Source organism: Nitrococcus mobilis Nb-231 (genome assembly GCF_000153205.1).
Lineage (GTDB): Bacteria > Pseudomonadota > Gammaproteobacteria > Nitrococcales > Nitrococcaceae > Nitrococcus > Nitrococcus mobilis.
In genome coordinates this window covers 3,002,309-3,029,205 of record NZ_CH672427.1, presented here as the reverse complement: position 1 = coordinate 3,029,205, position 26,897 = coordinate 3,002,309, and the positions used below count along the sequence as shown (strand labels likewise).

Annotated in this window: 23 protein-coding genes; 19 read left to right on the top strand and 4 right to left on the bottom strand. The window is 59.7% G+C overall.

The annotated features are described in order from the left end of the window. The first annotated feature begins 44 nt into the window (after positions 1-44). Positions 45-425 (top strand): YajD family HNH nuclease, encoded by a 381-nt coding sequence (locus tag NB231_RS13770; RefSeq protein ID WP_005003950.1) that lies wholly within the window; start codon positions 45-47, stop codon positions 423-425. A 156-nt stretch (positions 426-581) separates the two neighbouring features. Here the strand turns inward: NB231_RS13770 and NB231_RS13765 are convergent, their stop codons facing one another. Continuing rightward, positions 582-2,192 carry a GGDEF domain-containing protein gene (locus NB231_RS13765; RefSeq protein WP_198007305.1) on the bottom strand — a complete coding sequence of 537 codons (1,611 nt, stop codon included), beginning with the start codon at positions 2,190-2,192 and terminating at the stop codon, positions 582-584. A 342-nt stretch (positions 2,193-2,534) separates the two neighbouring features. Between NB231_RS13765 and corA the strand changes: the two genes are divergently transcribed. Next, positions 2,535-3,500 carry a magnesium/cobalt transporter CorA gene (gene corA / locus NB231_RS13760; protein WP_005003946.1) on the top strand — a complete coding sequence of 322 codons (966 nt, stop codon included), beginning with the start codon at positions 2,535-2,537 and terminating at the stop codon, positions 3,498-3,500. A 238-nt stretch (positions 3,501-3,738) separates the two neighbouring features. Continuing rightward, positions 3,739-4,938: an App1 family protein gene (locus NB231_RS13755; RefSeq protein WP_005003943.1), complete on the top strand. Its 1,200-nt coding sequence runs from the start codon at positions 3,739-3,741 to the stop codon at positions 4,936-4,938. Positions 4,939-5,092: 154 nt separating this feature from the next. On the opposite strand, the gene NB231_RS13750 is transcribed toward NB231_RS13755, so the two are convergent. Further along, entirely contained in the window at positions 5,093-5,665 is a 573-nt protein-coding gene (locus NB231_RS13750) for a hypothetical protein (protein WP_005003940.1), read from the bottom strand. Between the two features lie 206 nt (positions 5,666-5,871). Between NB231_RS13750 and arfB the strand changes: the two genes are divergently transcribed. The 10 genes from arfB (at position 5,872) to NB231_RS17045 (ending at position 16,654) form a co-directional block, all read left to right on the top strand. After that, complete coding sequence (gene arfB / locus NB231_RS13745) at positions 5,872-6,285, top strand: alternative ribosome rescue aminoacyl-tRNA hydrolase ArfB (protein WP_005003939.1); 414 nt, start codon at positions 5,872-5,874, stop codon at positions 6,283-6,285. Between the two features lie 161 nt (positions 6,286-6,446). After that, positions 6,447-6,593, top strand: a complete 147-nt coding sequence (locus tag NB231_RS18745) for a hypothetical protein (RefSeq protein ID WP_005003938.1) — start codon at positions 6,447-6,449, stop codon at positions 6,591-6,593. After that, the gene (locus NB231_RS17055; protein ID WP_005003937.1) at positions 6,590-8,629 is read left to right on the top strand and encodes a GGDEF domain-containing protein; all 2,040 of its coding nucleotides are present in this window, start codon (positions 6,590-6,592) and stop codon (positions 8,627-8,629) included. Before NB231_RS18745 ends, NB231_RS17055 begins: the two co-directional genes overlap by 4 nt. A 102-nt stretch (positions 8,630-8,731) precedes the next feature. After that, complete coding sequence (locus NB231_RS13735; RefSeq protein WP_005003934.1) at positions 8,732-10,354, top strand: protein adenylyltransferase SelO; 1,623 nt, start codon at positions 8,732-8,734, stop codon at positions 10,352-10,354. Between the two features lie 400 nt (positions 10,355-10,754). Continuing rightward, a complete protein-coding gene (locus tag NB231_RS13730) occupies positions 10,755-11,999 on the top strand; it encodes an aspartate aminotransferase family protein (protein ID WP_005003932.1) in 1,245 nt (414 codons plus the stop codon). A 14-nt stretch (positions 12,000-12,013) separates the two neighbouring features. Continuing rightward, positions 12,014-12,454 carry an aromatase/cyclase gene (locus tag NB231_RS13725; protein WP_005003930.1) on the top strand — a complete coding sequence of 147 codons (441 nt, stop codon included), beginning with the start codon at positions 12,014-12,016 and terminating at the stop codon, positions 12,452-12,454. After that, positions 12,451-13,506 carry an SDR family oxidoreductase gene (locus tag NB231_RS13720; RefSeq protein WP_005003929.1) on the top strand — a complete coding sequence of 352 codons (1,056 nt, stop codon included), beginning with the start codon at positions 12,451-12,453 and terminating at the stop codon, positions 13,504-13,506. The genes NB231_RS13725 and NB231_RS13720 overlap by 4 nt, the downstream gene beginning before the upstream one ends. 115 nt (positions 13,507-13,621) lie before the next feature. Then, on the top strand, positions 13,622-14,839 hold the full coding sequence (locus NB231_RS13715; protein WP_156777024.1) for an acyl-CoA dehydrogenase family protein: 1,218 nt from the start codon (positions 13,622-13,624) through the stop codon (positions 14,837-14,839). Then, on the top strand, positions 14,836-15,822 hold the full coding sequence (locus NB231_RS17050; protein ID WP_005003926.1) for a formyltransferase family protein: 987 nt from the start codon (positions 14,836-14,838) through the stop codon (positions 15,820-15,822). Before NB231_RS13715 ends, NB231_RS17050 begins: the two co-directional genes overlap by 4 nt. Next, complete coding sequence (locus tag NB231_RS17045) at positions 15,794-16,654, top strand: DUF3943 domain-containing protein (RefSeq protein ID WP_050756115.1); 861 nt, start codon at positions 15,794-15,796, stop codon at positions 16,652-16,654. Before NB231_RS17050 ends, NB231_RS17045 begins: the two co-directional genes overlap by 29 nt. A gap of 79 nt (positions 16,655-16,733) precedes the next feature. On the opposite strand, the gene NB231_RS13700 is transcribed toward NB231_RS17045, so the two are convergent. Then, a complete protein-coding gene (locus NB231_RS13700; protein WP_156777023.1) occupies positions 16,734-17,177 on the bottom strand; it encodes a cupredoxin domain-containing protein in 444 nt (147 codons plus the stop codon). A gap of 213 nt (positions 17,178-17,390) precedes the next feature. On the opposite strand from NB231_RS13700, the gene NB231_RS13695 reads away from it, so the two are divergent. Continuing rightward, positions 17,391-19,100 (top strand): aldehyde dehydrogenase family protein, encoded by a 1,710-nt coding sequence (locus NB231_RS13695; protein WP_156777022.1) that lies wholly within the window; start codon positions 17,391-17,393, stop codon positions 19,098-19,100. Between the two features lie 127 nt (positions 19,101-19,227). Here NB231_RS13695 and NB231_RS13690 read toward each other — a convergent pair whose 3' ends face one another. Continuing rightward, positions 19,228-19,542, bottom strand: coding sequence for a hypothetical protein (locus NB231_RS13690; RefSeq protein ID WP_005003922.1), 315 nt, complete (start codon positions 19,540-19,542; stop codon positions 19,228-19,230). A 180-nt stretch (positions 19,543-19,722) separates the two neighbouring features. On the opposite strand from NB231_RS13690, the gene csm6 reads away from it, so the two are divergent. The 5 genes from csm6 (at position 19,723) to cmr4 (ending at position 26,897) form a co-directional block, all read left to right on the top strand. Then, complete coding sequence (gene csm6, locus NB231_RS13685) at positions 19,723-20,883, top strand: CRISPR-associated ring nuclease Csm6 (RefSeq protein ID WP_005003920.1); 1,161 nt, start codon at positions 19,723-19,725, stop codon at positions 20,881-20,883. A 73-nt stretch (positions 20,884-20,956) separates the two neighbouring features. Beyond that, entirely contained in the window at positions 20,957-21,934 is a 978-nt protein-coding gene (locus tag NB231_RS13680) for an RAMP superfamily CRISPR-associated protein (protein WP_005003917.1), read from the top strand. Between the two features lie 15 nt (positions 21,935-21,949). Further along, positions 21,950-24,823: a type III-B CRISPR-associated protein Cas10/Cmr2 gene (gene cas10 / locus NB231_RS13675; RefSeq protein ID WP_005003915.1), complete on the top strand. Its 2,874-nt coding sequence runs from the start codon at positions 21,950-21,952 to the stop codon at positions 24,821-24,823. Continuing rightward, positions 24,820-25,974 carry a type III-B CRISPR module-associated protein Cmr3 gene (locus NB231_RS13670; RefSeq protein WP_005003912.1) on the top strand — a complete coding sequence of 385 codons (1,155 nt, stop codon included), beginning with the start codon at positions 24,820-24,822 and terminating at the stop codon, positions 25,972-25,974. The genes cas10 and NB231_RS13670 overlap by 4 nt, the downstream gene beginning before the upstream one ends. 17 nt (positions 25,975-25,991) lie before the next feature. After that, positions 25,992-26,897 carry a type III-B CRISPR module RAMP protein Cmr4 gene (cmr4, locus tag NB231_RS13665; RefSeq protein ID WP_005003909.1) on the top strand — a complete coding sequence of 302 codons (906 nt, stop codon included), beginning with the start codon at positions 25,992-25,994 and terminating at the stop codon, positions 26,895-26,897.

Sequence of the window (26,897 nt, the reverse complement as noted above, 5' to 3'; positions counted from 1 at the left end):
TATGGACGCTTGGCTTGTCTGTCCTACTGCTCCGAGGACACCCCATGCCGAAGAAACCACCACCCGATGCCGACAAGCTGGATCGACTCGTTGCCGCGGCGCAGCACAGCCGCGCGCAACGGGAGCGTGGCTACCGCGCGCAAGCGCTCAAGCTCTATCCTTGGATCTGCGCGCGCTGCACCCGCGAGTTCGACCGCACCAATCTCTCCATGCTCACCGTGCATCACAAAGACCACGACCACGACAACAATCCGCCCGATGGCAGCAACTGGGAGCTGCTCTGTCTCTACTGCCATGAGAACGAACATGCCCGCCACTTGGATACGAGTCGAGCGGGCGCCCATGCCGACCCGCGAGCGGCGCCGAGCACCTACAAACCGTTCGCCGATCTCAAGGGACAATGGGAGAAAAACCCTAACCGCTAGTCAACCGTTATTCTCAGCGCCGTGAAACGGCCAGAGCGCCAATAGACTTCCATATCAGTTTCGCACGCCCGCTCGACAGGCGCGATCGACGTCGAGCGCCTCGATAGGTTGTCGATCCGTTAGCCGCGACCTGCTGTTTGCCATAGACTCTTTATCTTACCGGCGAAACAAACGGCGCCAGCGAAACAAACGGCTAAAATCGCGGCGAGTATTGGCCCGGTCTACCGAATGCTCAGACCTGCCCGAATGCTCCTTCTTGCCCAGTATTGATTCCGAGTGATTTCGACTCTCGCGCTTGGCTAAATAAAGCGCGCGTTCAGCCGCGCGCACCAAATCCTCGGGTTTCTCGAAACAGCGCCCACCATCCATATGAGCTGCAGCGCCCGCGGATAATGTCATGCGCAACACCTCCGCCGAGGCCCCCGGGTATTCCAACGCCCTCACAGAACCCCGAATCCGATCGATGACCTTATGCGCAGCAGCAAGTTCTATACCGGGCAATAGAAGGATGAATTTCTCGTCCTCGTAGTGCGCCAGCACATCACCTGCACGCAGCCCTGCCTGTATCTGTATCTTCTGGGCAATGGCCATAAGCGCTGCATCGTCAAGCTGACTGCCATAGCAATCATTAAGCGCATTGAGAGGATCTAGCTCCAAAAAGGCCAGGCTTAGCGGCCAGCGCAGCTCACTCGCCAAAGCAAACTCCTTCGACAGCGACTCATCGAAGTGACTACGGCTGAAGGCATCGGACACCGCAACACGATGTATTGGTTGGTCGCGAGGCTCGCCATAATCGCTATCGACCTGCGGAAACTCATCCACTCCCTTGTATTTTACCTTAGTCGTTAACTGGGGCGGCTGGGGCTTATATGCGGCAAGCAAATCCCGGGCTTGATTGACGACGCTCATGGCCTGCGCCGCCGGCAAAACCGGTTTTTCAAACAGAGCTTCAATCTCTGGCACCGAGTTCGCCATCTGCGCCAGAACCCTACCCTGAGCTTGACTATCTATGCCCAACCATACGTCTCCAGCTTGTGCCGCAACAGCGATGGTTGTCTCCATCTCCGGTGCTAAAAAAATGTCCGCGAGGTGCCCTGAAAGCGCAACGCACCCGATGAAAGAGGTCAGCTTCACCGGAACATGCGCCTGATCAAAATCGTGACTGGCCAGTGCTGCCAACGGCAGATATTCTGGCAGCCCCCATTCACGCATAAGCCACGCGCCCACCTCCAGGTGGTCCGCGTCAAACCACTCTCTCTCTTTCATAGCCACGGCGTCATGATCGAGAGCCCCCTCCAGCGCCGACGCATAGCAGTCGGGGAAAACGCTACCCAGAGCCACCATCCCAATGTCTTGCAGGAATCCGGCGAGGAAGAGATCCTCCAGCGAGCGCATGCCCAGCTCCTTACCGAGCAGCCGGCAAGCCAGCCCGGAAAGGAGGGCGCGCCGCCAGAAGCCATCAAGGTCGATCTCTTGCCCGCCAGCATTACGAAGACACCTGGCCAGAGAGAAACCCAGGGCCAAGATGACCGCGTCGTTCAAGCCGAGAAGAACTAAGGCTTGGCGGAGATTATCGGACCTGCGGCGCTGCCGATACAGCGGCGAGTTGGCGACACGCAACATTTGCTTTGCAAGCACCGGATCGCTCGAAAGCAGCTTCGCTACTTCGCCCAGATCCATGTCTGAATTACGACCGATTTTGATGATGCGTCGAACAACGGCCGAAAGCGTCGGAAGATTGGCGCACGAGCGCAGGCGGCCATGCATTTCCGAGTTCATATGCTTCCTTTCGTTCTTTTTTAATTATTAGAAAATATTACAATTGAGCCATTTGTGCACGGTGAGTTCCAAGAAAGCGGATTTTGTTGTCTTCGCACTCGATTCTCAAAATTTCTTCTCAAGCCCCTACAGACATAAGCCACACCGACCCTACCACATCCGCACGTCAACACCATCAACGCATCTTTTACCGAGCGATAACCCGTCCAGCCGTGACGCGCCCGACGCTCGGTTGATTTACGCACTTAGTTCGGTTGGCCGGTCTGGCCGCTAGTGGCTCTGGTACACTGAGTAGCGCTGCTTGGTGTCCGAATCGCCCGGAGTCTAACCATGCTCATCAACTGCGTCGCTTATCAGGAAGGCAAGAAGCTGCGTGACATCCAAGTCTCGGAAATCGGCACCTACCTCGAGCGCCAGGACTGTTTCGTATGGGTCGCGCTGCGGGACGCCGAGCCTGCCGAGCTGGAGCAATTGCAGCGAGCCTTCCAGCTTCACGAACTGGCCGTGGAAGACGCCTATCACGGACACCAACGCCCCAAGATCGAGGAATACGAGGACTCCTTGTTCGTCGTCTTGCACACCATCGAGCTAGTCGATGGCAAGTTGCATCAGGGGGAGGTGGACATTTTCGTCGGCACGAATTATGTGCTCTCGGTGCGCAACCGCAGCCAGCAGAGCTTGCTCGGCGTACGCGCCCGTTGCGAGCGCGAGCCGCAACTGCTACGCCAGGGCGCGGCGTTCGTGCTCTATGCGCTGATGGACGCGGTAGTAGACCGCTACTTCCCAGTGGTCGAGGGACTGGAAACGGAGCTGGAGATCCTCGAGGAGCAGATGTTCACCAAAGGCTCGGAGCGCAGCAGCATTCAGCGCCTCTACCAGCTCAAGCGCAAGGCCATGGTGCTCAGACACGCCGTGGTGCCGTTGATGGAGGCGACGGGGCGCCTATTCGGTGGCCGGGTACCCGCCATGTGCATCAATACCCACGAATATTTTCGGGACGTCTACGATCATCTCCAGCGCATCAACACGACCATCGACACCATTCGCGAGACCATCACGACGGCCATCCAGGTCAACCTGTCGATGATTGCCCTCGACGAAACCGAGGTGAACAAGCGGTTGGCCGCCTGGGCCGCCATTTTCGCGGTAGCGACGGTGTTCGCCGGAATCTGGGGCATGAACTTCAAAGGCATGCCCGAGCTGGACTGGAAATACGGCTATCCCGCTGCGCTCCTTGTTATCCTAGCGGTCTGCGGTTACCTCTACTATCGGTTCCGGCGGGCCGAATGGCTGTAAACCAAAGCCGTACGCAAAATCATGTGTCCAAGCCTCTCGCCCCCATTGCCGCGTATCTAAGCGGGCACATCCGTAGCGCCTCATGATCGATCAAGCGAATCGCCAGCCCTGAGCGCACTGCTGCGGCTTCCCACTACCGCATTTCATCCCCCGGTTGGCCTAGCGCCGGAGCTGCAGTCCCTATATAGTTGATATACTTAATACAATAAGTTCAATCTTACGAAATCGGGCAGCGATCATGGGCCACGACATACGGCGGGCGCTGCGGCGCGCGGTACGCGTCCTCGGCAAATCGGTAAGAACCGATGCGCAGCAGCACGGCTTCGCCCTCCATCCCTATCGGGGCTACGGCTCGTCTGAACAGATTTTCGCTATCGGGCGCGTGCTGCGTCAGTCCAACATGAGACACACTCGGCGGACGAAGGGTGGCTTCGGCTACGATCTCCTCGCCGCCGTGCGGCATTTCACGCGCCGCGGCGCCGCCGGGGTGCGCCTTGCCGCGCGTTTTTATGGCAACGAAACGCATACGAGCACGGACCGGGACGGCTATTTCCGGGTGCAGATGGCGCCGGGCTCGGCGCTGGCGCCCGACCAACTCTGGCATATGCTCGAACTCGAAGTCTTGGAGCCGAAAATAGATCTCAAATGCCAAGCCGAGGTATTCATTCCGTCGGATTCGGCCCGTTTCGTGGTGATCAGTGACATCGACGACACGGTGATGTACACCGGCGTTGCCAACCGATTCATGATGCTGTGGCGAATGTTCGTTCAGGATGCAGCGAGCCGCGTGGCCTTCCCCGGCGTCGCCGCCTTCTACCGCGCATTGTATCAAGGCGTCTCGGGCAATGAGACAAACCCCGTGCTATTCGTCTCGCGTGGGCCCTGGAGCCTCTATGAAATGCTGGATACTTTTTTCAACATCCACAACATCCCCGCCGGCCCTTTACTGTTCCTACGGGAGTGGGGAGTGTCCCTACTGCGGCCGCTGCCGCGCCGGGCCAAAGAGCACAAGCTCGAGCTGATCCGCGGCATACTGGCGCTATACAAAGACTTGCCTTGCGTGCTGATCGGCGACAGCGGGCAACACGACCCTGAAACGTACGCCCGCGTCCTCCAGGAGTATCCCGACAAAGTACACGCCATCTACATTCGCGCCATCAGTCGCGCCACGCGCCGCACCCATGAGATCGAAGCGCTCGCCCAGCAAGTTGCCGCAGCAGGCAGCACACTGGTACTGGCCTCGGATAGTTTCAGCATGGCCGAGCATGCCGCAACGCTAGGCCTGATAGCGCCGGCCGCCGTAACGGAAATCGCCAAAGAGCGCCGCGCGCAAGGCGAAGCGCCACCCCAGTCCGCGCCTGAAGTGCACGGACCCCTTACTAAGATGACCACCCCCCCCCGCCAAACAACGCGAAATGGGAGCAGAACCTGGCGCTGAATACGATGGACGCTGACTCACCGTCCAATGCAACAACGAACTTAGCCGGCGCAAAAAAGCCGAAGAAATTAATCCCCCCGCCAATGTTGGGTCGATCATGGATAAGCTGTCATGGCTGGAACCACTCGGCCCATCTATAGAGAGGGTATCCAGTCTATCGGGAAGCTTTTTTAGGCGAGACGATCGGCAGCGAGGGCTCCGCCTCGAGTGACTTTATCGATTGGCGGCGAGCAAAGAAGCCTTTGGCCGGTTTCCCTTTGCGTGCCAGGGCCTCCTGACGGGCGCGCACCCCATAGCCCGCCAATCCGCCGGCGGCCGCGAACAAAGGCAACAAGCCCAAAGTCACAAACTGCAATGAGAGCAGTCCCACGCCCACGCCCACGGCACCAACGACGGCCGCTCCCACCTTGAAATTGGCCTTGGCGTGGGCGCGGCTGGTTTCCTTATTGAATCGCTGGTAGGTTTGCTGAAATATGCGGTTTTTTTCCTTTTCCGTGGACACGAGCAGTCGCTCCCGCTCCCGCACCGATGTTTCCTTCATGCGAGCGAGAGCGTCTTTTTTGATGTGATTGGCAATAGAGGCAAACCAGAACGCGCTCAAAACGCTCGCAATCAAAGCAAGCAGCGCGAAAAGCAGCCAGTTGACCGCCGGGGTTTGCACAGCGGCCAAGACAAGCACGGCGGTCGCGCCTTGAACGATAATGATTCCCACAAGAAACCGGAACATGGACATAAATCGCCCTCTCAGGGATACCAACCGGCTCTCGACCTCAACAATTTAAACGATAACCGAGCCGACTTCGCCCCGCAATCGATGGGCTCGGCGACCGAATTTCGCCCCGAAACCGAGCGCATCCGCTTGAATACCAAGCACCACGCAACTCTCCAACCACGTTTCAATCTAGTGAATCAGGGCCTAGTTCCGATTTCGAAATGCTCCAGATCTCCAAACGCATACAGATTCCTGACCATGAAATCGACATCACCGCGATCCGGGCCCAGGGACCGGGCGGTCAGAATGTCAACAAAGTCGCCACCGGCATTCACCTGCGCTTTGACATCCGCGCCTCATCGCTGCCCGAGCGCTACCAAACGCGACTTTTGGCGTTAAATGATCAGCGGATCACCAAGGAGGGCGTGGTGGTTATAAAGGCCCAGCGCCGGCGCAGTCAGGAAGGCAATCGGGAAGACGCGCTGAACCGCCTGCGGGATCTGATCCAAAGCGTGATGGTGCCGCACAAGCCCCGCCTACCGACCAAACCCACTCGTGGCGCCCGGGAAAGGCGCCTAGCGGGCAAAGCCAAGCGCGCCCGAGTCAAGGCCCTGCGGGGCAAGCCTGACACTTAACCCGGGAGTTGTACTGATTCTGCACCGACGTGACCACCGCCGAGGAATCAGCACCGGCCTCCCCCGCCCCCAGCCAGCGTGTACCAGAGTCGTTTCCGGGTGTGGCCTTGGTTCCGCTTGGCTGAGCAGGCGCAATCGCGGATTGTGCTATAGTTCTCGAAATGCAGCAGAGTCTTTCCCGCGGTGACGAGGCGATCACCGCGGAACGGCTCAAGCCCACGCTGACCGACAAGGGCACGCCCTTCAGCGTGAAGTCGGTTGCGTGCCGTTTCGATGCGCCCTCAAGCGCTGATTTTGGGTTGTTGTGAATGCCGCAATAGGCCCGCAGGCGAATCAACCTAGCCTGCTCAAGGCAGGCCGCACCTGGTGGCGCGACGCGATGGCCGGCGCACTCGTCGCCTTCCCCCTCGTGGCCGTGGCGGTGCTTGGCATCGTCATCGTGACACGGGTGGAATCCACGCTGCGCCAGCAGGTGATTCAAAGCCTTGAAACCACGCTGCGGGCCAGCCACGAAGCCCTGCGAATCTGGGCCAACGAGCGCCAGCAGCAACTCCGGCACATCGCCGGCAACCGTGAGTTAAGAGCGCTCGTAGGCTCTGCTCCGGATGCCTCCAAGCGCCCCCTCCATCGCGCAGCCCCCACAAGCCTCGCTATATCGGCTCATCTAGACAAACTCCTAAGCGGCAACGGCGCTTGGCACTATTTCATCATCGACACCACCTTGAGGGGCCTCACCTCGAAAGAGAAAGATGCGACCACGGCGCGCCTGATCGCTCGCCAACGCCCGGATCTCATGAACCGTCTCTTCGCTGGCGAGGCTGTGCTCATCCCTCCGATTAAAGCCGAATCGAAGCCTGGAACCCACTCGACCGTTTTGCGACCCGCCATGTTTGCCGCGACACCCATCACCTCAGCCAACGGTTCTATTCTTGCGGCGCTGATGATCCGAATCGACCCCTTGCTGAGCTTCAGCGAGGTGGCCCACGTCGGCCGCATCGGCGCATCCGGGGAAACCTATTTTTTCGATCGGGAGACGCGGATGCTCACCGCAAGCCGCTTCACCGACCAACTGCGCAGAATCGGCCTCATCCCCAAGGATGCATCGAGCATACTCACTGTCTCGATCCGTAATCCAGGCGTCGATCTGACGCGGGGCGAGGTGCCCACCGTACCGATCGAGCAGCGTCCGCCAACACTGATGGCCCGCTCGGCTATCGTCCAGCAAGCCGCTGGCCACTCTGCTATTGGTTACCGGGATTACCGAGGAGTATGGGTGCTCGGCGCATGGCTGTGGGACAAGCCGCTCGGGATTGGGCTCGCGACTGAAATCGATGAAAACGAGGCGCTTGCCGCCTACCACACGACGCGCGATCTATTTATGGGGGCGCTTGCCCTCACCGTCATCATTGCCGGCACTACGCTCTTTGGGTTGCTGACCTTACGCTGGAAGACCGAGCAACGTATCCGCACGCTGGCCATGTTTCCGGATAAAAACCCGATGCCGGTGCTGCGGATCGACAACCCCTTGACCGTCGGCTACGCCAACGGCCCGGCACGACGATTCCTCGGCCTCATCCAAGACGCCGACGGGATCCTGGCGCCACCGGAATGGCGTGCCGTGGTGACTCGCATTTTCAAAGACGGTCGCCATCGGTCGCTGGAGATCGAGCAAGATGGGGCGATCTACTCCTTCGTCCTCACACCGATCCCCGAGAGCGGCATCATCTACGCGTATGGGCAAGACGTAACCCAGCAAAAGTGGGCGGAAGGTTACCTTAGGGAGCTGTCCATTCGTGACAGTCTGACCGGATTGGCCAACCGCCGTCATTTCGACGAGTTTCTTGATCAGCAATGGCGCCAACTCATGCGGAGCAACGCTCGAATCGCTTTGCTATTCATCGATATCGATCACTTCAAGGGTTACAACGACCGATACGGGCATCAAGCCGGAGATGCCTGCTTGAAGAAAATTGCCGCAGTGATTGCCGGGGCAGCTCGGCGCGCCGGGGATCTGGCGGCCCGCTACGGCGGAGAAGAGTTCGTCGTCGTCCTCGCCCAGGTGGAGCGCCCTTATGCGCAAGACACGGCGGAAACGCTGCGCCGCGCGGTCGAGAATCTGGCCATTCCGCACCAGGATTCAAAAACCGCAAGCTATGTAACCGTAAGCATCGGCCTTGTCTGCGCCAAGCCGGATGCCGCCTTGTCCGCCAGTCGCCTCCTCGAGGCGGCGGACAAAGCTCTTTACCGCGCCAAAAGCCGAGGGCGAAATCGCGTGGAATTTGCAACCCTCAAGCCCCCCCAGGTTGCCTCACCGCAGACGCGCAAGTCCCACAAGCTCAAATGATGGCCATTTTATCCCGTCCCGCGCGCAGCGCAGTCTAAAGGCTCTTCCCTTTATGGGCTGGCCTACTGTTACAGTAGGCATTTACAACCAATGCGGTCTTTCATGAATACTCAGTTGCAAACCCCGTCCCTGGAGCGGCTCGTTTTCGACAACCGCTTCACCCGCGAGCTGCCGGCGGACCCACACAGCCATAACCAGCGGCGCCTGGTAACCGGTGCCTGCTTCTCGCGGGTGTCGCCACAGCCCGCGACCGCCCCGCGTCTAATCGCCTTTTCGCGGGAAGTCGCCGCGCTGCTCGATCTGTCCGAGGCCGACTGCCGCAGCGAGGTGTTCACTCAGGTATTCGCCGGCAACCGTCTGCTGCCGGGCATGGACCCGCACGCCACCTGCTACGGCGGGCACCAGTTTGGTGTCTGGGCCGGCCAGCTCGGCGATGGGCGCGCCATCAATCTCGGCGAGGTCGTAAACGCGCATGGTGAACGCTGGATACTCCAGCTCAAAGGCGCCGGACCCACGCCCTATTCACGCGAGGCCGACGGCTTTGCCGTGCTGCGCTCGTCGCTGCGGGAGTTTCTCTGCAGCGAGGCCATGCATCATCTGAGAGTGCCCACCACCCGCGCGCTGAGCCTGGTGCTGAGCGGCAAACAAGTGATGCGCGACATGTTCTACGACGGCCGTCCCGCCCTCGAACCGGGCGCCATCGTCTGCCGGGTGGCACCGAGCTTCACGCGCTTCGGCCACTTCGAAATTCTCGCTGCGCATCAAAATACGCGGCTGTTGCGCCAGCTTTTGGACTACACCATCCGCACGGACTTCCCCCACCTCGGAGAGGCGAGCCAACAGACCTACATTGCCTGGTTCGAGGAGGTCTGCCGGCGAACCCTGACCATGGTCGTGCATTGGATGCGAGTCGGCTTCGTGCACGGGGTGATGAACACCGACAACATGTCCGTTCTCGGCCAAACCATCGATTACGGCCCATATGGCTGGCTGGAAGGCTACGATCCGGATTGGACGCCCAACACCACCGACGCCGTCGGCCGGCGCTACCGCTTTGAGCAGCAGCCGCAGGTGGCCTTGTGGAACCTCACTCAGCTCGCCAACGCCATCTTGCCGGTGGTCGGTCAAGTCGAGCCATTGCAGCAGGCCATCGCCAATTACGCCAAGGAATACGGACCCGCTTGGCTGGCCATGATGGCGAGCAAACTCGGGCTCAGCCAGGTCGATCCCGCTCGGGACAAGCCGCTGATCGACGAACTACTGGAGGTGCTGCAGCTCCTCGAAACCGATCTGACACTCTTTTACCGCAATCTCGCCCGGCTCAGCCCCGCTGGCGCAGGGGCACACGAGGTGAGCGACGCGGCGCTGCTCGAGCCGCTGCTGCCCGCTTATTACGCGCCCGAGGCGCTGACCGGCGAGCACAGGGCGCGTACCACGGCCTGGCTGCGCCGCTACCTCGAACGCCTAGGCGCCGAGAGCGCCGACGATGCCAAGGCACGGCGGCGGCGCATGAACCGGGTCAACCCCAAGTACGTATTGCGCAACTACCTCGCCCAACTCGCCATCGACCAGTGCGAGCAGGGCGACTATGCGCTGCTCCATGAGCTGCTGGAACTCTTGCGCCATCCGTACGACGAGCAACCGGACAAAGAGCAGTTTGCCGCCAAACGCCCCGAGTGGGCGCGTCAGCGCGCCGGGTGTTCAATGCTGTCCTGCAGCTCTTGAGTGCGCTTGCGCGAGCGGGTAAAGCGCTTCGCGTACGCGCAGCCATCAGGCCCCGGTTTGCATAGGGATTTGCGCCGCTGTCGGCAAACCTGTGTGCAAGGCGGCTCGTGCTCAAGCCATGCCGGCCTCAAGTCCGCCTACGGCGCATCGCCTGGAACAGCTCTGGCTCCCAGCCGCTCCCATTGCCTCGACCGGCCCTGCACCGGGAGCGCGCCCGTGCTGAGCACGGTCCTGTTCGGCGATAAGCCGGTCCAGCATAGCTCAGGAGCTGGAACTGGAGGGTTTGACACAGCTATCCCGTGGGCGCTCGAGGCATCTCGCATCTACCAGAGAATATTAGCTACACTCTTGTTATAATCAGTCTTCTCTCAATCATTCGCATTTGCGATCCGGCCCGGACATGGACTATCAGTCACTCTTGCAAGAGATCAGAACCTACGGTTCCAAGGGCTGGGCAATCGTCTACGGGGTTTCCGGCGCAGGAGAATACGAACGGGCGGCCGGGGGAGCGTGGATTACGGGCCATAAAGGAAAGCGCTTCCTCGATTGCGGATCGTTTGCTCTTTTCATGTTCGGTCACGGCAATTCGAAAATCCTGACCGCCCTCCAGGACCTGCTGAGCGACGGCTTATCGGGCACAAGCCGAGTCCTCTGCCACGCCGAACTGGCTGTGGCCTTAGAAAGCCTAGTGGCTTTGGCCCCTTCGCATTTACAGAAAGCCATGTTCCTCAACTCGGGTAGCGAAGCCGTGGAGGCGGCCATCAAACTTTGCCGTCTCAAGACAAAAAGAAAAAAACTAGCGCACCTTAGCGGCTCTTATCACGGGAAAACCGCCGGTGCGCTGTCTCTGACCGACCATGCAGGGTTTAAAGCAGACGCCCATCCGCTGTTGCAAGATGTGGTGAGAATTGAGCGCGAGAACGCGATCGAACTCGAAACCGCTCTGGCCACCGGGGATATCGCAGGCTTGTTCGTGGAGGCTGTTCAAGGAGAAGGCGGAATCCACCCCGTCGAACCGGCCTTTTTACAAACGGCCTATAAGCTGTGCCGGCAGTACGGCACCTTGTTGGTCGCTGACGAAATCCAGTCGGGGCTCGGTCGAACCGGTAGGCTCTGGGCTTTTGAACGCAGCAACATCGAGCCAGACATTGTACTAGCCGGCAAGTCACTCGGCGGCGGAATCGTTCCCGTCTCGGCGCTCATAGCAAGCGAATCGGCCTTCTCTCCTTTCGATCACAACCCCTACCTACACAGCTCGACCTATGGTGGGAATCCTTTGGCGTGCAGAACTGTGATCGCCGTGACCGAGATCGCCCAAGCAAAGAATTTTTTACCGGACGTGGAGCAGAAAGGCGCCTGGATTGAAAGCGCGCTCGAGCACTTGCACAACCAGTTCTCCGATGTGCTATCGGCCTGTACTGGTTTTGGTCTCATGAGAGGGCTGCACTTTTCTTCCAATATTTATGCAGCGACAACCTTGGAATACTGTTTGAAAACGGGTTTACTTCTCAGCCCCTGCCTGTCAAACCCGACTGTGCTAAGACTTGTGCCTCCTTACTGTCTTGAGCGCTCAGACGTGGATTACATGCACGGTGTTTTACAGCAAGCCTTGCATCATTGCAGGACATTGCAGGAATCCTCATAAAAGAGGTGCTTATTATGGCACTCGTTGAAGTCAATCGAAGCATCACTCGCCACATTAAAGATGTCTGGGAGATCGTCTCAGATATTTCATGCTATCCGAATTTCATGCCGTCGGTCAACGAGGTCACAATACTCGAAGATAAACGGCCGAAATGGACCGTTTCCCGATGGTCGGCCACCTTGCGTGATTCCGTTATGGAGTGGACCGAGATAGATCACTACGACGCCAGTCGTGCACGAATCGATTTCCGCCAGTTGGAAGGTGATCTTGAGAGTCTGGATGGATCGTGGCAGCTTTATAATGAAGCAGGACAAACAAGAGTTTGCTTGCTTATGAATTTCCGCATTGGCATTCCCTCGATCGAGGATATCCTAACCCCCATCGCCATCCAGGCTTTGGAGGAAAACTGTCACGGCATGTTAGAAGACATCGAAAAACAGTTGAGGGTGTCATGAGCTACGGGAATGCCATTATTACAGGTGCCAGCGGACTGGTAGGCTCCGCCATCGTTCCCGAAGTGGCAAAGCTTCGGCCTATCCTTTCACTCGGGCGTAGCAATCAGCCTATTGCGGGTTCAAACCTCCCGTTCATTCCTATTGATCTCAAGCAAAAAAATCTTGGGCTTGCGGATCCGAAGGAGGTTTTCAAAAACGCCCATTTTATAATCCACTGCGCTGCCGATGTGCGCTGGAACCAAAGCGAGCAAAATGCACTTCGGAGCAATACAGAAGCTACTGCAGAGCTGATTGACTTCGCCAAACGATATGCACCTCGTCTGCAGAATTTCGTTTATATATCGACAGCTTTTGTCGACACCTTACAAAAAAAACCGGATAAAATTCCGAGTTTGTCCGACTTCAATAACGCTTATGAGTATTCCAAGTACCTCGCCGAAGAAGAGGTAAAGAATTCGGGACTCCCATTTACCGTCATCCGCCCGAGTATTGTGATGGGGCGACAGTCGGATGGCGCAGTCAGCCGCTTCCTCAGCATTTATCAGCTAGTTTACTTATACAATCATAATTTACTTCCCTTTCTTGTTGGCAACGGCGACGCTCGTCTTGATATCGTCTCTCTAGATACAGTCACCGAAGCCATTATTTGGAGCTTGAAAAACCCATCACACAGTTTAGGCAAGACCGTTTATGCCTGCTCGGGCATCCACGCACCCACCTTGGAAACGGTCATCTCTTTAGGCAAGCGCACGGTAAATAGGGCGAGGCAACAGGCGGGACTCACTCCTCGAGGAGAAGTCACGATCATCGACCCCCAAGTATTCGAGCGTTTCTTTTTGCCCATTATGAGAAAAAGCTTGCCACGGAACTACGAGATGGTGCGGCAAGCGCTCGAGTGTTTCCGGCCTTATCTCAATATCCATACCTGCAGAAAACCCGAGTTCGCTTTTATCAGCAAGCACACAACGCCTTTACTCCTACGCAGTTTCACGTTTTGGTGTGAGCAGCGCATTAACAAAAGCGCTCGAGAATATGCAAGCAAGGCTTTATAGGGAGCTGATTAATCCGGCGAAGGTCAGTATTCAGCTTGATTTTACTGGACCCCAGCTTTCGCCGAAATTACAAAGGAATTTAATTAGCTAACTTTCAGAGGAAGCGGAGGTCATCGTGGCAAAAAGCATGTGGAACGCCATTGAAGCCTACCTCCCTCATACCGTCGTGGAGCGACTTAGGAAAAGCTCCTTGGAGGAAGAGCATACCAGTATTCCTGAGGAGTGCATGGCTGCTCTAACCGACTGCGGTTATTTCACTTTAGCGATTCCCAAGCAATTCGGTGGTCAAGGGGCGAGCATTGCCGATGTTTGTGCCGTTCAGCATGAACTGGGTTATGTTTTCCCTAGCATCGCCATTGCAACGACGATGCATATTTTTACTTTAGGAATGATCGTCGAACATTGGAAAAGAACACGCGATCTATCCTGGATGCTTCTACAGGCAATCACTCAGCAAAACAGCATCGTGGCCTCAGCCTTCGCCGAGCCCAACCTCGGCGGCTGTCTCGTGCGTTCCAATACGAAAGCGGCTCAAGTCGACGATGGGTATTTACTGACTGGCCGCAAAGTGCCTTGCAGCCTAATCGGCCGAGCGCAGTTCGCATGCCTGCATGCTCAAATCGATCCGCAGACTTTGATCGTCGGTTTGCTTCCCACTGCCTCCGCCGGTCTTTCAGTTCAAAAAGGCCCGGAGTTCATGGGCATGCGCGCTTCAGAATCGGATGCGCTCGTCTTGGACGGGTGCTTGTTGCCCACTCGATTGGTCATGCACAAAACCAGCGCAGGCAGCGATGACTCGGGCATCTTCAAAGCCAGCCTGATGTGGTTCTGTCTGTCGGCCAGCGCCGTCTATCTCGGTGTGGCTCGGCGCGCACTCGAGTACGCGAGTCAACACGTACAGCAGTCGACGATACCGACGAACGACGGCGGCACTCGCTACCGCTCGGAGCTTCCTCACCTGCAAACACGGTTTGGCGAGGTATATGCCAAGTACCTGAACCTTGAAGCAACGGTGTCTCTTTTCGCGCAACTGCTCGCCAAAGACGACATTCTCGATGTAAGCGCCTTACCCCAGGCCCTCGCTCTAAAGCAGAACTGTTGCCGCGAGCTCCCCGGTATTGTGACCGCGCTGGCCGAGCTCTGCGGCGGGGTTTCCTATTTAACCGCCAATCCCTTAAACCAAAGCCTAAGGGACATCCTCGCTATCCAGTACCACCCACCCACTCCGCTTTGGGTTGACCGAATTTTAGGCCAAGCCGCCATGAATGGCACTCTCGATTTCGATTTCGCCCTGGATCCAACTCAGCAAGAAATAAGCAGCGGTGACTTATGAAAATAGCGCTGTTTAACATCGAAAGCTTTTCCAGCGCCAAGGCGATTCAGTCGATCTTGGAACGGCACAAAGATGAAATAAAAATCGTCATCACCACAGATCCTATCCGTGGTTCTTGGCGGTTTTTCCTCACTCAGACATTTAAACATCTACGGCGGTCGGGCTTATCGTTTACCGCTTATTTATTCTACAATTTCATTCTTCATCGCCATCTTGCCAAATGCTCGACCTGGATGGCAAAACGTCTTGGTCGAAAGCCACATTACCAATCCATTCAAAACCTATGCGAAGATCTTGGGATTCATTATCTCCGAGTAATCGACATCAATAATCCGGAGATTAAGCAAAAGCTGAATGCATTAGCAATCGATCTAATTGCTATTTATTATTTCGATCAGATTTTACAGGAGCCTCTTATTAGACTCCCCAAGCACGGAGTTGTTAATTTCCACCCTGCTCCATTACCTTTTTGTCGAGGGCTTCATCCAATTCTCTATTGTGCCCTCAATAATAATTGCCGATTTGCGGTGACGGCCCACGAGATCACCGATTGTCGGATCGATGCTGGTGCAATTCTCGGCCAAACTCCGATTGTGACAACAAAAAAACATGATATTTTCTCCTTGGATGAACAGATAAACCTGCTGGGATGCAAGCTCTTTACATCAATTATCGAAAATCTAGAAGCTGCGAAAAGCACTAAACGCCTTCAAGAAGGCGGTTCTTATTTTTCAAACCCATCGCGCGAGGATATTGTGAGCTTGTATCGACAAGGCTACAGCATGGCTAATTTAATTAGATTTATTCGCCGATATTTTTCGTTCTCAGCGGCGCCAATCTCGCATCTTTCCGCTGGAGCCTGCACGCCTTTGTCCACTAAGACCTCCATAACGAGGAGCAAGAAGGCCAGAAAACATGGGTCGAAAGGGAAAGCACACGTGGTGGCGCGCTCAGTTGCTGAACGCCGTGTTGGGCATCAGTAGTTCAGCACACGCCGCCCTACCGTTCCAAAACTCCGCAGAACACCGCAGCGTACCGGAACCGGTGATCACTTCGGTATCGAAAACATCGGCGACTTGTCCGCTCATTTTCGACCACGGCGATATGACCATCAGGCGTTTTATGGTCCGCCGGAATGCGGTATCGACAGTACTGAGCGGCTCTCCAGACGCGATCTTTGAGGAGGAGACTCACGGCGCGACTCAAGAAAAGCACGACAGGATCGAGAGCGAGCCGCGTAAAGCGACCGGTACGACTCCCGCTACCCGAAACCCATTCGGGAACATGGCCGAACAACAGTCCACACCTAAAATCGATTTTAAAAAACCAGTTTTGTATAGTTTGAGCTTTATGGCAATAGGCTTCGGTGGTTTTGTTGCTGCTGGCATCCTCGAAAACAGTCCAAGCGCCGATAATTTCGTCAAAGCTTTCACATCTCCACCGAAATTCGATGATGACCCACTGTTATTCAACTTCGTGCTTCATCCGCTTTGGGGCTCCGAAACGTACTTGCGTGCCCGCGAGGCCCACTTTGGAGTTCCTGGAAGTATCGCGTTCAGCTTCGGCGCCTCATTTACCTGGGAATACTTTTATGAATCCTGGGCTCAGCAGCCCAGTACGCAGGATCTTATAGTAACAACCGGCGTTGGCTGGATAATTGGGGAAGCACGTTATTACCTGAAAAAGAGGCTCGATCCAAAAAATTATTGGTGGATTGACCCCATTAATACTACACTGGAATACTTCAATATCGGTGTAAGCCAAGATCGCACAGGGAACATTCGAACGACTCTGCGGCTAAGCTGGGATTTTTAAGGAAACTCTAAATTTATTCGATAAGTACCACTTGGCTGATCTTAGAGCGAATTTAGTGAAAAATACAGCCGTATCTTGCTCATTGAGTAACCTCGATAATCCCGGTCATTCCCATTTTTCTATGGCTCTCTAATAAGCCCGACTTATCGCAATAAAACTCGAAAATTCCTGCCTTTTGCGGCACGAAATCAATCACCTTAGGCTTTATATTCAACTCAACATTGACGTTGATACCGGCTTCGGGCGCATGGATTACAAAGCTGTGCGGGATGATTCCAGGTTCCTTCCGAACGGATAGCTCGACTGGAACGCCCGCTTTGACGATAATCCGCTCCGGTCTAAACCAGTAATTGCTGGCAACGAGACTGACACGTTGTATGCGTTGCTCACCTACCGAAGCCCGGGTGACTTGCGAAAATCGCTCCGGAGGTGCGGTTGCACACCCGCCAAGCAGGGAAAGCAGGAACCCCATGATCATAAAGCGCGCAACAATAGCCATGGTACGCTTGTTTTTTCGACTCATACTAAGGAATGCGTTGAAAGAGCCACGCCAGGATGCCTCATAACGTATTGTTGCTACGTAAAATTATGGCAGATCGATATGTGGCTATTTCAACAACCGCCTTAGTAGCCAGCAATCCGTGAGGCGCGCTGTAGCCGAAAAGTATAAGCTTCTCTGAAAATCGATCAATTCCATTCGTGCGGAGTAATGCGCTCGGATCACTTACGCAAAAACATGAACTCACCGAATTTCTCCGCCGATGCCCCGGAAGTCAGCCCGACGCCGAGCGAGCGGGTGGACACGTTGCTGGAACGCCTTGCCGCGCGCAAGGACGACTGGGTGCGCACACCCATTGAGCGGCGCATCCGTCTGCTCGATCGCTGTATCGCGTGCACGCAGGCCGTGGCAAAGGATTGGGTACGGGCGGCGTGCCGCGCCAAGGGGCTCGACCCGAACGAACCGCGGGCCGGCGAGGAGTGGCTGAGTGGCCCCCTGACCACCACCCGTAACCTACGCCTGCTCGCCGAGGCATTGGCCCAGGGAGGCCGCCCCCAGCTCTCGGAGATGAGCCAGCGCCGCAACGGCCAATGGGTCGCTCGGGTCTTTCCGACCAGCCGGTGGGACCGTCTCTTGTTCCGCGGCTTTTACGGGGAGGTGTGGATCGCACCCGACCGAGCGCCTACCCAGGGCCGCAGCTACCGGATGAAAGCTGCGGACGAATTCCCGACCGGCCATGTGGCCCTCGTTCTCGGCGCCGGCAACGTCTCCTCCATCGGCCCCATGGACGCGCTCTATAAGCTCTTCGTGGAAAACAAGGTCGTCATCCTCAAGACGAGCCCGGTCAATGCCTATTTACAGCCCTATTGGGAGGCGTCGTTCCGACCACTGATCGACGAAGGTGTGTTTTACGTGATCCGTGGCGGGGCGAACGTCGGCCGTCACTTGGTTCAGCATGAGAAAGTGGATACGATCCACATAACCGGCTCGAACCAAACGCACGACGCCATCCTCTGGGGCGCCGATCCCAAGGAGCAAGCCCGGCGCAAAGCAGCGGGCGAACCCCTGGTCGACAAACCGATCAGCAGCGAACTTGGGGCCGTAACGCCGGTCCTGGCAGTACCGGGACCGTGGAGCGACACAGACCTCGCCTACCAGGCTCGCCACGTCGCCGCCATGGTGGCAAACAACGCGAGCTTCAACTGCAACGCGGCGCAGGTGCTCGCCGTCGCCGAGCGCTGGCCCCAGAGTGAGGTTTTTTTCAAGAAGGTGGCGCAAGCACTGGCCGCGATCCCACCGCGCGAGGCGTATTACCCTGGAGCGCAAGCGCGGTACGCACGGTTTCTAGAACACTATCCCCAAGCCGTAGCACTTGACCCACGCTCGAGCAGCGCCACACCCTGGACCCTCATCCCGGGCGTGCCGGCCGAGCCGGGGGAATTCGCCCTCGCCAACGAAGCCTTCTGCGGCATCCTCGCCCAAACTCGCCTGCCAGCCTCGACCCCCGCCTCCTTTCTGGAAGCGATGGTGGAATTTGCCAACGAAGCCTGTTGGGGAACGCTCTCCTGCGTAATCCTCATCCACCCGAAAACCCAGCGTGCCTATGCCAAGAAGCTGGACTCGGCCATCGAACGATTGCGCTACGGCAACATTGGCATAAACGTCTGGACTGGCGTGAGCTACGGCATGACGAGCCCCACGTGGGGCGCCTTCCCCGGCCATCCGCTGGAGGACATCCGCTCCGGCCGCGGCGTGGTCCACAACACGTTCATGTTCGACCACCCTGAGCGCTCGGTAGTATACGCACCCTTTCGGGTCCGCCCGACTCCGGCGTGGTTCGCGGACCATCGCACCGCCCACCGGCTGGGTGAGGCGCTGACGCGCTTCGAAGCCAAACCGGGTCTCCTGCGCCTGTCGGCCGTGCTCTCGGCGGCGCTGCGCGGCTAAGTTGGGCATGCTTCTGGAAAGTCTGATGCCGGGTCAGCGCCCAAGCAGCGCGTGCGATAATCGGACCCGCGCCGAGCCCGGAGATCTGCCCTGAGCGTGGGGTGAGCCCAAGGAATCCGCAGCTATATCAATGCCGGACCAGCATCATGAACGTCCAGCCCGACACCAGCAACCCAACGGCACCGGCCATCATGCTGGCAAACGGCAGCAATAATGGCAGCACCCGCACGGGAGCACCGCGCCGCGCCAACCAGAAGAATCCAGTCGGCCCTCCGAGCAGAGCCACAGACCCTAGGTAAAGGCCCCAAGTACCCAGAGCGCCAAGCACCACCATAGCGATAATGGCGGCCGCACAGGCGAACCCGAGCATCGTCCAGATACGCAGAATGAGGTCGAGGGCTCCGGAACGTCCGCCCTCGACTCGAGCGTCGGATTGTGTCATGGCTGTTATTAGAGCAAAGGGGCCCGCGGCGGTCCACCCTTCCTTAACCCCGGCCAGCCCTGCAATCCGTGCGCAACGCGCTCATAAGGTGCTCACTGATTCACAGCTTCACACGCGGCATACGCATAAGATGTCTCGTCAAATCATGCGGATCCGGCAGAAATAGAATAAACATCGGCTATGGAAGGCAACAAAGGGCTAAGCCACGCGCGCGATATCTTAGTCTGCGTCACCGGGCTGACGCCTCAGATCGTCACCGAGACCCTGTATGCGCTGGCGGTGGGTGGACCGGTCGAGCAGCGCCGACTGCCGACGGAAATCCATGTGGTAACCACCGGCGAGGGCCGGCGTCGCATCGAGCACACGCTGCTGGACCGTCCGGGCGGCGTGCCGGGACAATTCCAGCGCTTGTGCGCGGACTACGGTCTCGATCGCGGCGCGATCCGGTTCGGCCCCGAGACCCTGCATGTCATCCGCGATCGGCAGGGCCGCGAGCTCGATGACATCACGGACCCCGACGGCAACGCGGCCGTGGCCGACTGCATCAATGCACTACTGCGGCAGCTAACTCACGATCCGCAGCTCCGGTTGCACGTTTCGCTCGCCGGGGGGCGCAAGACTATGGGCTTTTATGCCGGCTACGCGCTCTCCCTCTACGCCCGCCCGCAAGACGAACTCTCTCACGTGCTGGTCAATACGCCATTCGAATCGCACCCGGAGTTTTTCTACCCGCCACCGCAGCCGCGCCGGCTGAAGGTGGCGCACACCGGGGAAACCGTCAGCACGGCGCACGCCGAAGTGCGCCTGGCGCGGCTGCCGTTCGTGCGTCTGCGCGATGGGCTGGACCCGGCATTGCTCGACGGCGAAATTCCGTTCAGCACCGCCGTCGAACGCGCCCAGCAAAGTCTCGACCGCCCGGAGCTGCGCATCGACTTGACCCGGCGCCGAGTATACCTGCAAGGCCACGAAGTACGTCTATCCAGCACCCATTTCATCTGGCTCGTTTGGTTCGCCGAGCGCGCTCACCACGATCTCCCGCCGATACCGTTCGATGAGAACGCAGCCAAGGATCTACTGCGCCTGATCGAATACCTGGAAGGCCACGGCATCACCCCGATTCATGAAGCCGTTGCGAGCGCCGCCCTGGAGCTGCAGCAAGGCCAGCGCAGCAATTATTTCGAGCGCACCCGCAGCCGACTCAACCGCGCACTCAGCGAGCGCAGCGGGCTCACACCGCGGGCGGCTGAGCGCTACCACATAAAAGCCTCGGGGCGGCGTCCGCACACCGGCTATGCACTGGACCTCCCGCCGCAGTCGATCCACATCGAGGGCGAGCCGTAACCGGAAAGCTTGCCACTGCGCGACTATCCGCCGCCGCGCGTTAGCCTGGCCGAGCGAAGCAAGAGACTACGCCATGTCGATGCACACCAAAACGTTGACCGTGCGCTTTTTAAGCCCCGCCTTCCTCGGCGACGCCGAGCAGCGCGGCGCCTGGCGCACGCCGCCGTTCAAAGCTCAGCTACGTCAATGGTGGCGCCTGGTGCTCGCCGTCCGGGGGCGCGACTGGGGGCGGATTCGTGGCGAGGAGGCAGAGCTGTTCGGCAATGCGTGGCCGGACCAAAAGGCCATGAAAAGCCAAATTCGGCTGCGGCTTGGCGAGTGGCGGGTAAGTGACAAACAAGTTAACCGCTCGATAAGCGGCAACGTGGATGCGCTCATTTATCTTGGTTACGGCCGCTTCGATAGAAACCCGCAAGCCAAGCCGGCCATCGACGCCGGCGAGACGGCGCAGCTGCGCATCGCCTGGCCGGCCGCAGCGGCGAACGGTTCAAACCGCATCGAGGAGGCCCTGGCGTTGATGAGCCGGTTCGGCACGGTCGGCGGGCGCAGCCGCAACGGCTGGGGCTCGTATGTGCTCGACGGCGCCCGTGATGCCGTGTGGAACGACTACCTGATCTACTGGCGCGACGCGCTGTGCTCGGACTGGGTGCGCGGAATCGGCCGTGACGAGCGCGGCCCTCTGATCTGGCGCACCCGAGACTCTTGGCCATCTTGGGACAAGGTGCTGCAACAGCTAGCAAGAGTGCGAGCAACGATTGCAAAAGAAAGTGCGGATCGCTGTTTGCTCTCCTATCCCGTTACCAAGCACGCCTTGCCGGGATGGAGCGCGCGGGATCGTCTTCCTAACAGTCTGCGCCTCAAAGTCGTAGAGGATACGCACGGGCGCCTACACGGCGAGCTCATCCATTTCCCTTGCCGACCCTCGGACGCGCTCTGGAACAAAATGCCCGAGTCTGACGCAGCCGACAAGAAACGCCGCCTAATCGATGTCTGGACCGACGCCCACAAATATCTGGATGAAGAAAACGCGCTCGAGCGCGTCAACGCCTGAGCCGAGGAAGACCCAATGACCGACCGACTCTGGCAAGCCAAGTTGCACGCGCGTCTGCACGATCCGGCCGAGAAAGCGCTGGTGCTGCTGCGCGACCCCGCCGGTCCCGAGGGCGGCACCAGCCGCGTGCTGCACGAGCGCCTGTTTCCGCAGGGCATGGCCGGGGATTTACGCGCGACTGTGCGCAAGGCGGACTGGTGGGCCTCCGCCGCCGACCGACCGCAGTTTCCCCGTGACGGCAAAGAAGGACCCTATGCCCGCTGGAGCCAGGTCAACTTCGCCGAGCAGCCGGTGCCCATACACCCGTTGACCGGCAAGGCCTTCGACTTGCGCCAACAGGGCGGGTTGCGCGAAACCAGGATCGAAGCCGTCAAGGACCAAAGTCAGGCCCATTTCAAGCGCTTGCTGAAAGCCGCCGGCGGTGATGATCCGCGCCGGATGGCACTCACATTGTGGCGCTTCGGCCCGGAGCTCGACACCGCGGATGATACCGCGCGGCTTGGCGAGCTGTGGCGCTTCCTACCGGCCGATACCCGCATCCCCGACCATAGCATCTGGGATCACCTCGATCTGGTCTCCGCCTTCGCCGGTGCCTTCGTGGCGGATGCAAACGGCGAGTGCGCCCTGCTTAATATAAGCATCGGCCCGGTGCAGGAGTTCATCGCCGCGGCCCGCACCACCTCGGATCTGTGGGCCGGTTCGCATCTGCTCGCACGGCTGTCCTGGGAAGCCATGCGCGTGGTCTGTGAGCGCCTCGGGCCGGAGGCCATCCTATTTCCCCGGCTGCGCGGCATCCCGCAGGTGGATCTGTGGCTGTTGCGCGATTGCGGGCTCGACCGCAACCTCTTTGGCGCACAGAATTGGATGCGTGACCCTACCGACGGCAACCCGCTGTTCAGCGCCGCGCTGCCGAACCGTTTCCTGGCCCTGGTGCCCGCGAGCGCGGCCGAGGCCATCGCCCAAGACATCACCGAACAACTGCGCCAGTGGACCGTGGGGCGCACCGAGGCTGCCCTGCAGCGGGTGCTGCAAGAGGCCGGCGTCGAGGATCGCCGCGACCTGCATGCTCATCGCCAACTCCGCGAGCAACTCCAAGGCTTCCCCGAGGTGCACTGGGCGGCGGTGCCCTACAGCGCGCTGACCGCCGACGGTGAGCGCAAGGTCCGCACTGGCGCGCTTGCCGAGGCGCTACGCCCATTCTATCCGGGCGACCCGATAGAGCCCGGCTTTCTCGGCAGCCGCGCCTGGCGGGTGCTAAGCCGGCCGCTGGAGCTCGATGGCGCGGCCACCTTTTACCAACCCAATCCCGGCGTGCTGTACCCGGCGGTCTACGATCTCGTAGATCGGGTGCTCGTCGCCGCCAAGTCCGTGCGCGCTTTCGACGCCCTGGAGCAGCACGGCTACCGCTGCTCGCTCACCGCCGAGGCGGAATGGCTCACTGACAACCCCGCACATCTGAGCCTACCACCGGGCCAACGCGATCAAGCGGACACTCTCTGGAGCCGGCTCGGCCGTAAGCGGCCGACCTGGGTGCGCAAAGGCGAGCATCTGGGCGCGCTCGCCACGCTCAAGCGCCTGTGGCCGACGCTGTTCTGCGAAGAGCTCAAGGACACGCTCAATATGTCATTCTCGCGGTTCGTGGTCTCGACCCACACCATGGCGCTGGCCACTACCTTGGACAAACTGGGCGACGCACCACTGGCGATCGACACCGAGTTGCGCAATGAAATCGAGCAACGCGGCGAGCGTGTGGCCCTGCCCCGGCGCTTGGCCGACAAGCTGCGCGAGCACCCGAATCGAGAGCTCATAGAACGCATCCCGGCCTGGATCGAGGCACAGCGTGACGAGGGCAAGGCGGAGGCTGCCATTAGCCGGCTGGCCCACGCGCTCGGCTACAAACCCGAGACCTATTACGCGCTGCTGCTCATGGACGGGGACTATATGGGGGCCTGGCTCTCCGGCGATGAGCGCTTCACCATCCCGTACCGCGCCGCCTTTCATCCAAAAATACAGGCCGGGTTGCAAGCGCGCTTCCAGGACAACTCCCCGCTGGATGATTATCTAAACGCGCAACGCGCCGTCTCACCCGGCCGCCATTTGGCGATCTCCGGCGCCTTGAACGATTTCTCTACGGTGATCGCCCGCGAAGTGGTGGAGCGCGAGCACATCGGGCGGGTGCTCTACGCCGGCGGCGACGACCTCATGGCCATGTTCGCCGTCTCCGATCTGCTCTCCGCCATGCGCCGCCTGCGTCTTGCCTACTCCGGTCTGGCGCCGGAGGAGGGCGAGGCGGCTCACGAAATGCGCTTTCAAAACGGTTTCGCGCGGCGCCGCGGACGGCTGTATCTGACCATGGGCGAAAACGCCACTGCCTCCATGGGCGCCGTTATCGCCCATCACCAGGCCCCGCTGGGCGCGGTTCTGCGGGCGCTGCGGGGGGCCGAGAAAACGGCCAAGGCATATAATCGCGGCAGCCGAGATGCCTTCTCACTCACCATCATCAAGCGCGCCGGCGGCGCCCTCGAGCTCACTCTGCCCTGGCAGATGGGCGGCGAGGACGTGATCGGAGCACTCCGCACCCTCTCGGCCGCGCTGCAAAAAAACGCCGGCGCCTCGCGCCGGGCCGCCTACAACGTCCGCGGCTGGCTGCGGGATCTACCGAAGCCCGTAGCGGTAGGCGGAGAGGCGCCGTTCCGTCGCCTGCTCGGGCAAATGCTGCATTACCAATTCCAGCGCCAGAAGTTGGAGAAAGAAGGCGCTCCGATCCATGCCGAACGGCTGGCCAAGCTGTGCCCCGTCGAGAACCCGGCCAAGGCCGCCGATTTCATCGAGAACATGCTGTCGGTAGCCGAATTCCTGGCTCGGGAGACACGGAGCTTGGACACATGACCGAGTATCGCTTCATCGAGCCGCTCGATGTGCTCTATCTGCGCGGCAATCGGCTCTTCGGTGGCGCCGGGGCCGACAGCGAGGCGCTCATGCCGCCCTGGCCGTCCGTATTCGCCGGTGCGCTGCGCACCCGTATGCTGATCGACGCGGGAGTCGACCCAAATGCCTTCGCCGCAGGCCGCGCGCGCCTGCCCGCAGGCTACGCCGAGGCCCTGGGCACGCCGGCGCAACCCGGAGGCTTTACTTTGGGGCCGGTACGGCTCGCCCGCGCAAGCGCCGCCGGCATCGAGCCCGTGTACCCACTGCCGGCGGACCTACAGGTGACTTTGGCCGAGGATCTCGACAAGACTACGGTCCATCGCCTGGAGCCCCGACTTTTGCCCGAGGGCATCGCCTGCAGCCGGGCCACGCGGGAGCTGGCGCTGCTGCGCATCGATGCACCGGCTAAACCCGCGGCCGGTTACTGGCTCAGCGCCGAGGGCTGGCGCCGCTATCTCACCGGCACCGAGCTCGACGCCGCTCACCTGATAAAAACCGACTCGCTCTGGCAGCCGGAGCGCCGGCTCGGCATCGCGCTGGATCCGAGCCGACGCAGCGCCGCCGAGGGTAAGCTCTACACTTCCGAGGTGATCGCCCTGTGCCCCGAGGTCGGGTTTTTGGTTGGTATCGAGGGCGTCGCGGCGTCCATCCTGCCGGTACAAGGCCTGCTGCGCCTCGGCGGCGACGGCCGCGGAGCCGTCTTGCGCTGCCCCGAAACCATCAAGGAGCCCGCCACCGATTTTGAGGGCATCGCCGCGAGCGGGCGTTTTCGGGTCGTGCTCACCGCTCCGGGGCTCTTCCCCGGTGGTTGGCGCCTGCCCGGCCTGAACGCGAGCGGCCGCTGGCATCTCTCCGGCGCTTCGGCCCATCTGGTCAGCGCGGCGATACCGCGTGCCGTGACCGTGAGCGGCTGGGACCTGGCCCGCCACGCGCCCAAGCCCGCCCAGCGCTGCGCCCCCACCGGGGCCGTGTACTGGTTCGAAGGGCTGCAAGGCGACCCGCAAGTGCTCGGCAAGCTTGCCGAAAGAGGACTATGGAAGCTGGAAGATCAGAATAACGATCCGCAGCGGCGGGCCGAGGGCTTCAACCGCTGCACCATCGCCAACGCCTGAGATAGAGATCAAGCCGCATGTACGAGAGAACCGCCGCCGTCTTCCTCTATTGCGTCAGCCCGGTGCACATGGGCGCCGGGTCGGCCACCGGAGTCATCGACAATCCCATCCAACGGGAGTGCCACACTCATCACCCGAGCTTCGCCGGCTCCGGCATCAAGGGCGCCGTGCGACATGGCTTCGCCCAGCTCGGCGGGGATGCCGCCAAAATCGACGCGATCTTCGGCCCTTCGAATGGTGAAGAGCACCGCGCCGGCGCCGTGAGCTTCGGCGATGCCCAGCTCGTGCTCTTCCCCGTGCGTGCCGCCCGTCAGGGCTTCGTCTACGCCACCTGCCCGCAGGCGCTGGCCCGCGCCGAGCGGCTGCTGCGGCTCACCGGCACCGACTCCGGCTGGAGCCTCCCGCAGGTGGAGGACGGGCACTGCCGCTTGCCCATCGCGGGCGCCGAAGGCAACACACCGCTGCTCGACGACGGCAAGCTCAATTTGGAGGTCTTTCAATACCAGGCCGAGCCGGACGCGGCCGTGGGCGCGGTGGCCGATTGGCTGGCCGACCGCGCACTGCCGCCAGGAACGGCTTACGACTACTTCCGGGACAAGCTGCGCCGCCACCTAGTAGTGCTCTCCGATACCGAGTTCGGCTATTTCGCGCGCAACGCCACCTTGGTGGAGCCGCACGTGCGCATCAACGAGAAGACCGGAACGGCGGACGGCGGCGGGTTGTTCTACACCGAGAATCTGCCGCCGGAGTCGTTGCTGCTCGCCCCGCTCATGGCCTCGGCCGAGCACAGCGACCACCCGTCGCTGGACGCGGCTGCCGTCATGAGCCAGATGCGCACGGCGCTGCACGAGTCGCTCATCCAGCTTGGCGGCGATGCCACCACCGGCCGCGGATTAGTCACCGTCAACCTGGTGGAGGGCTGA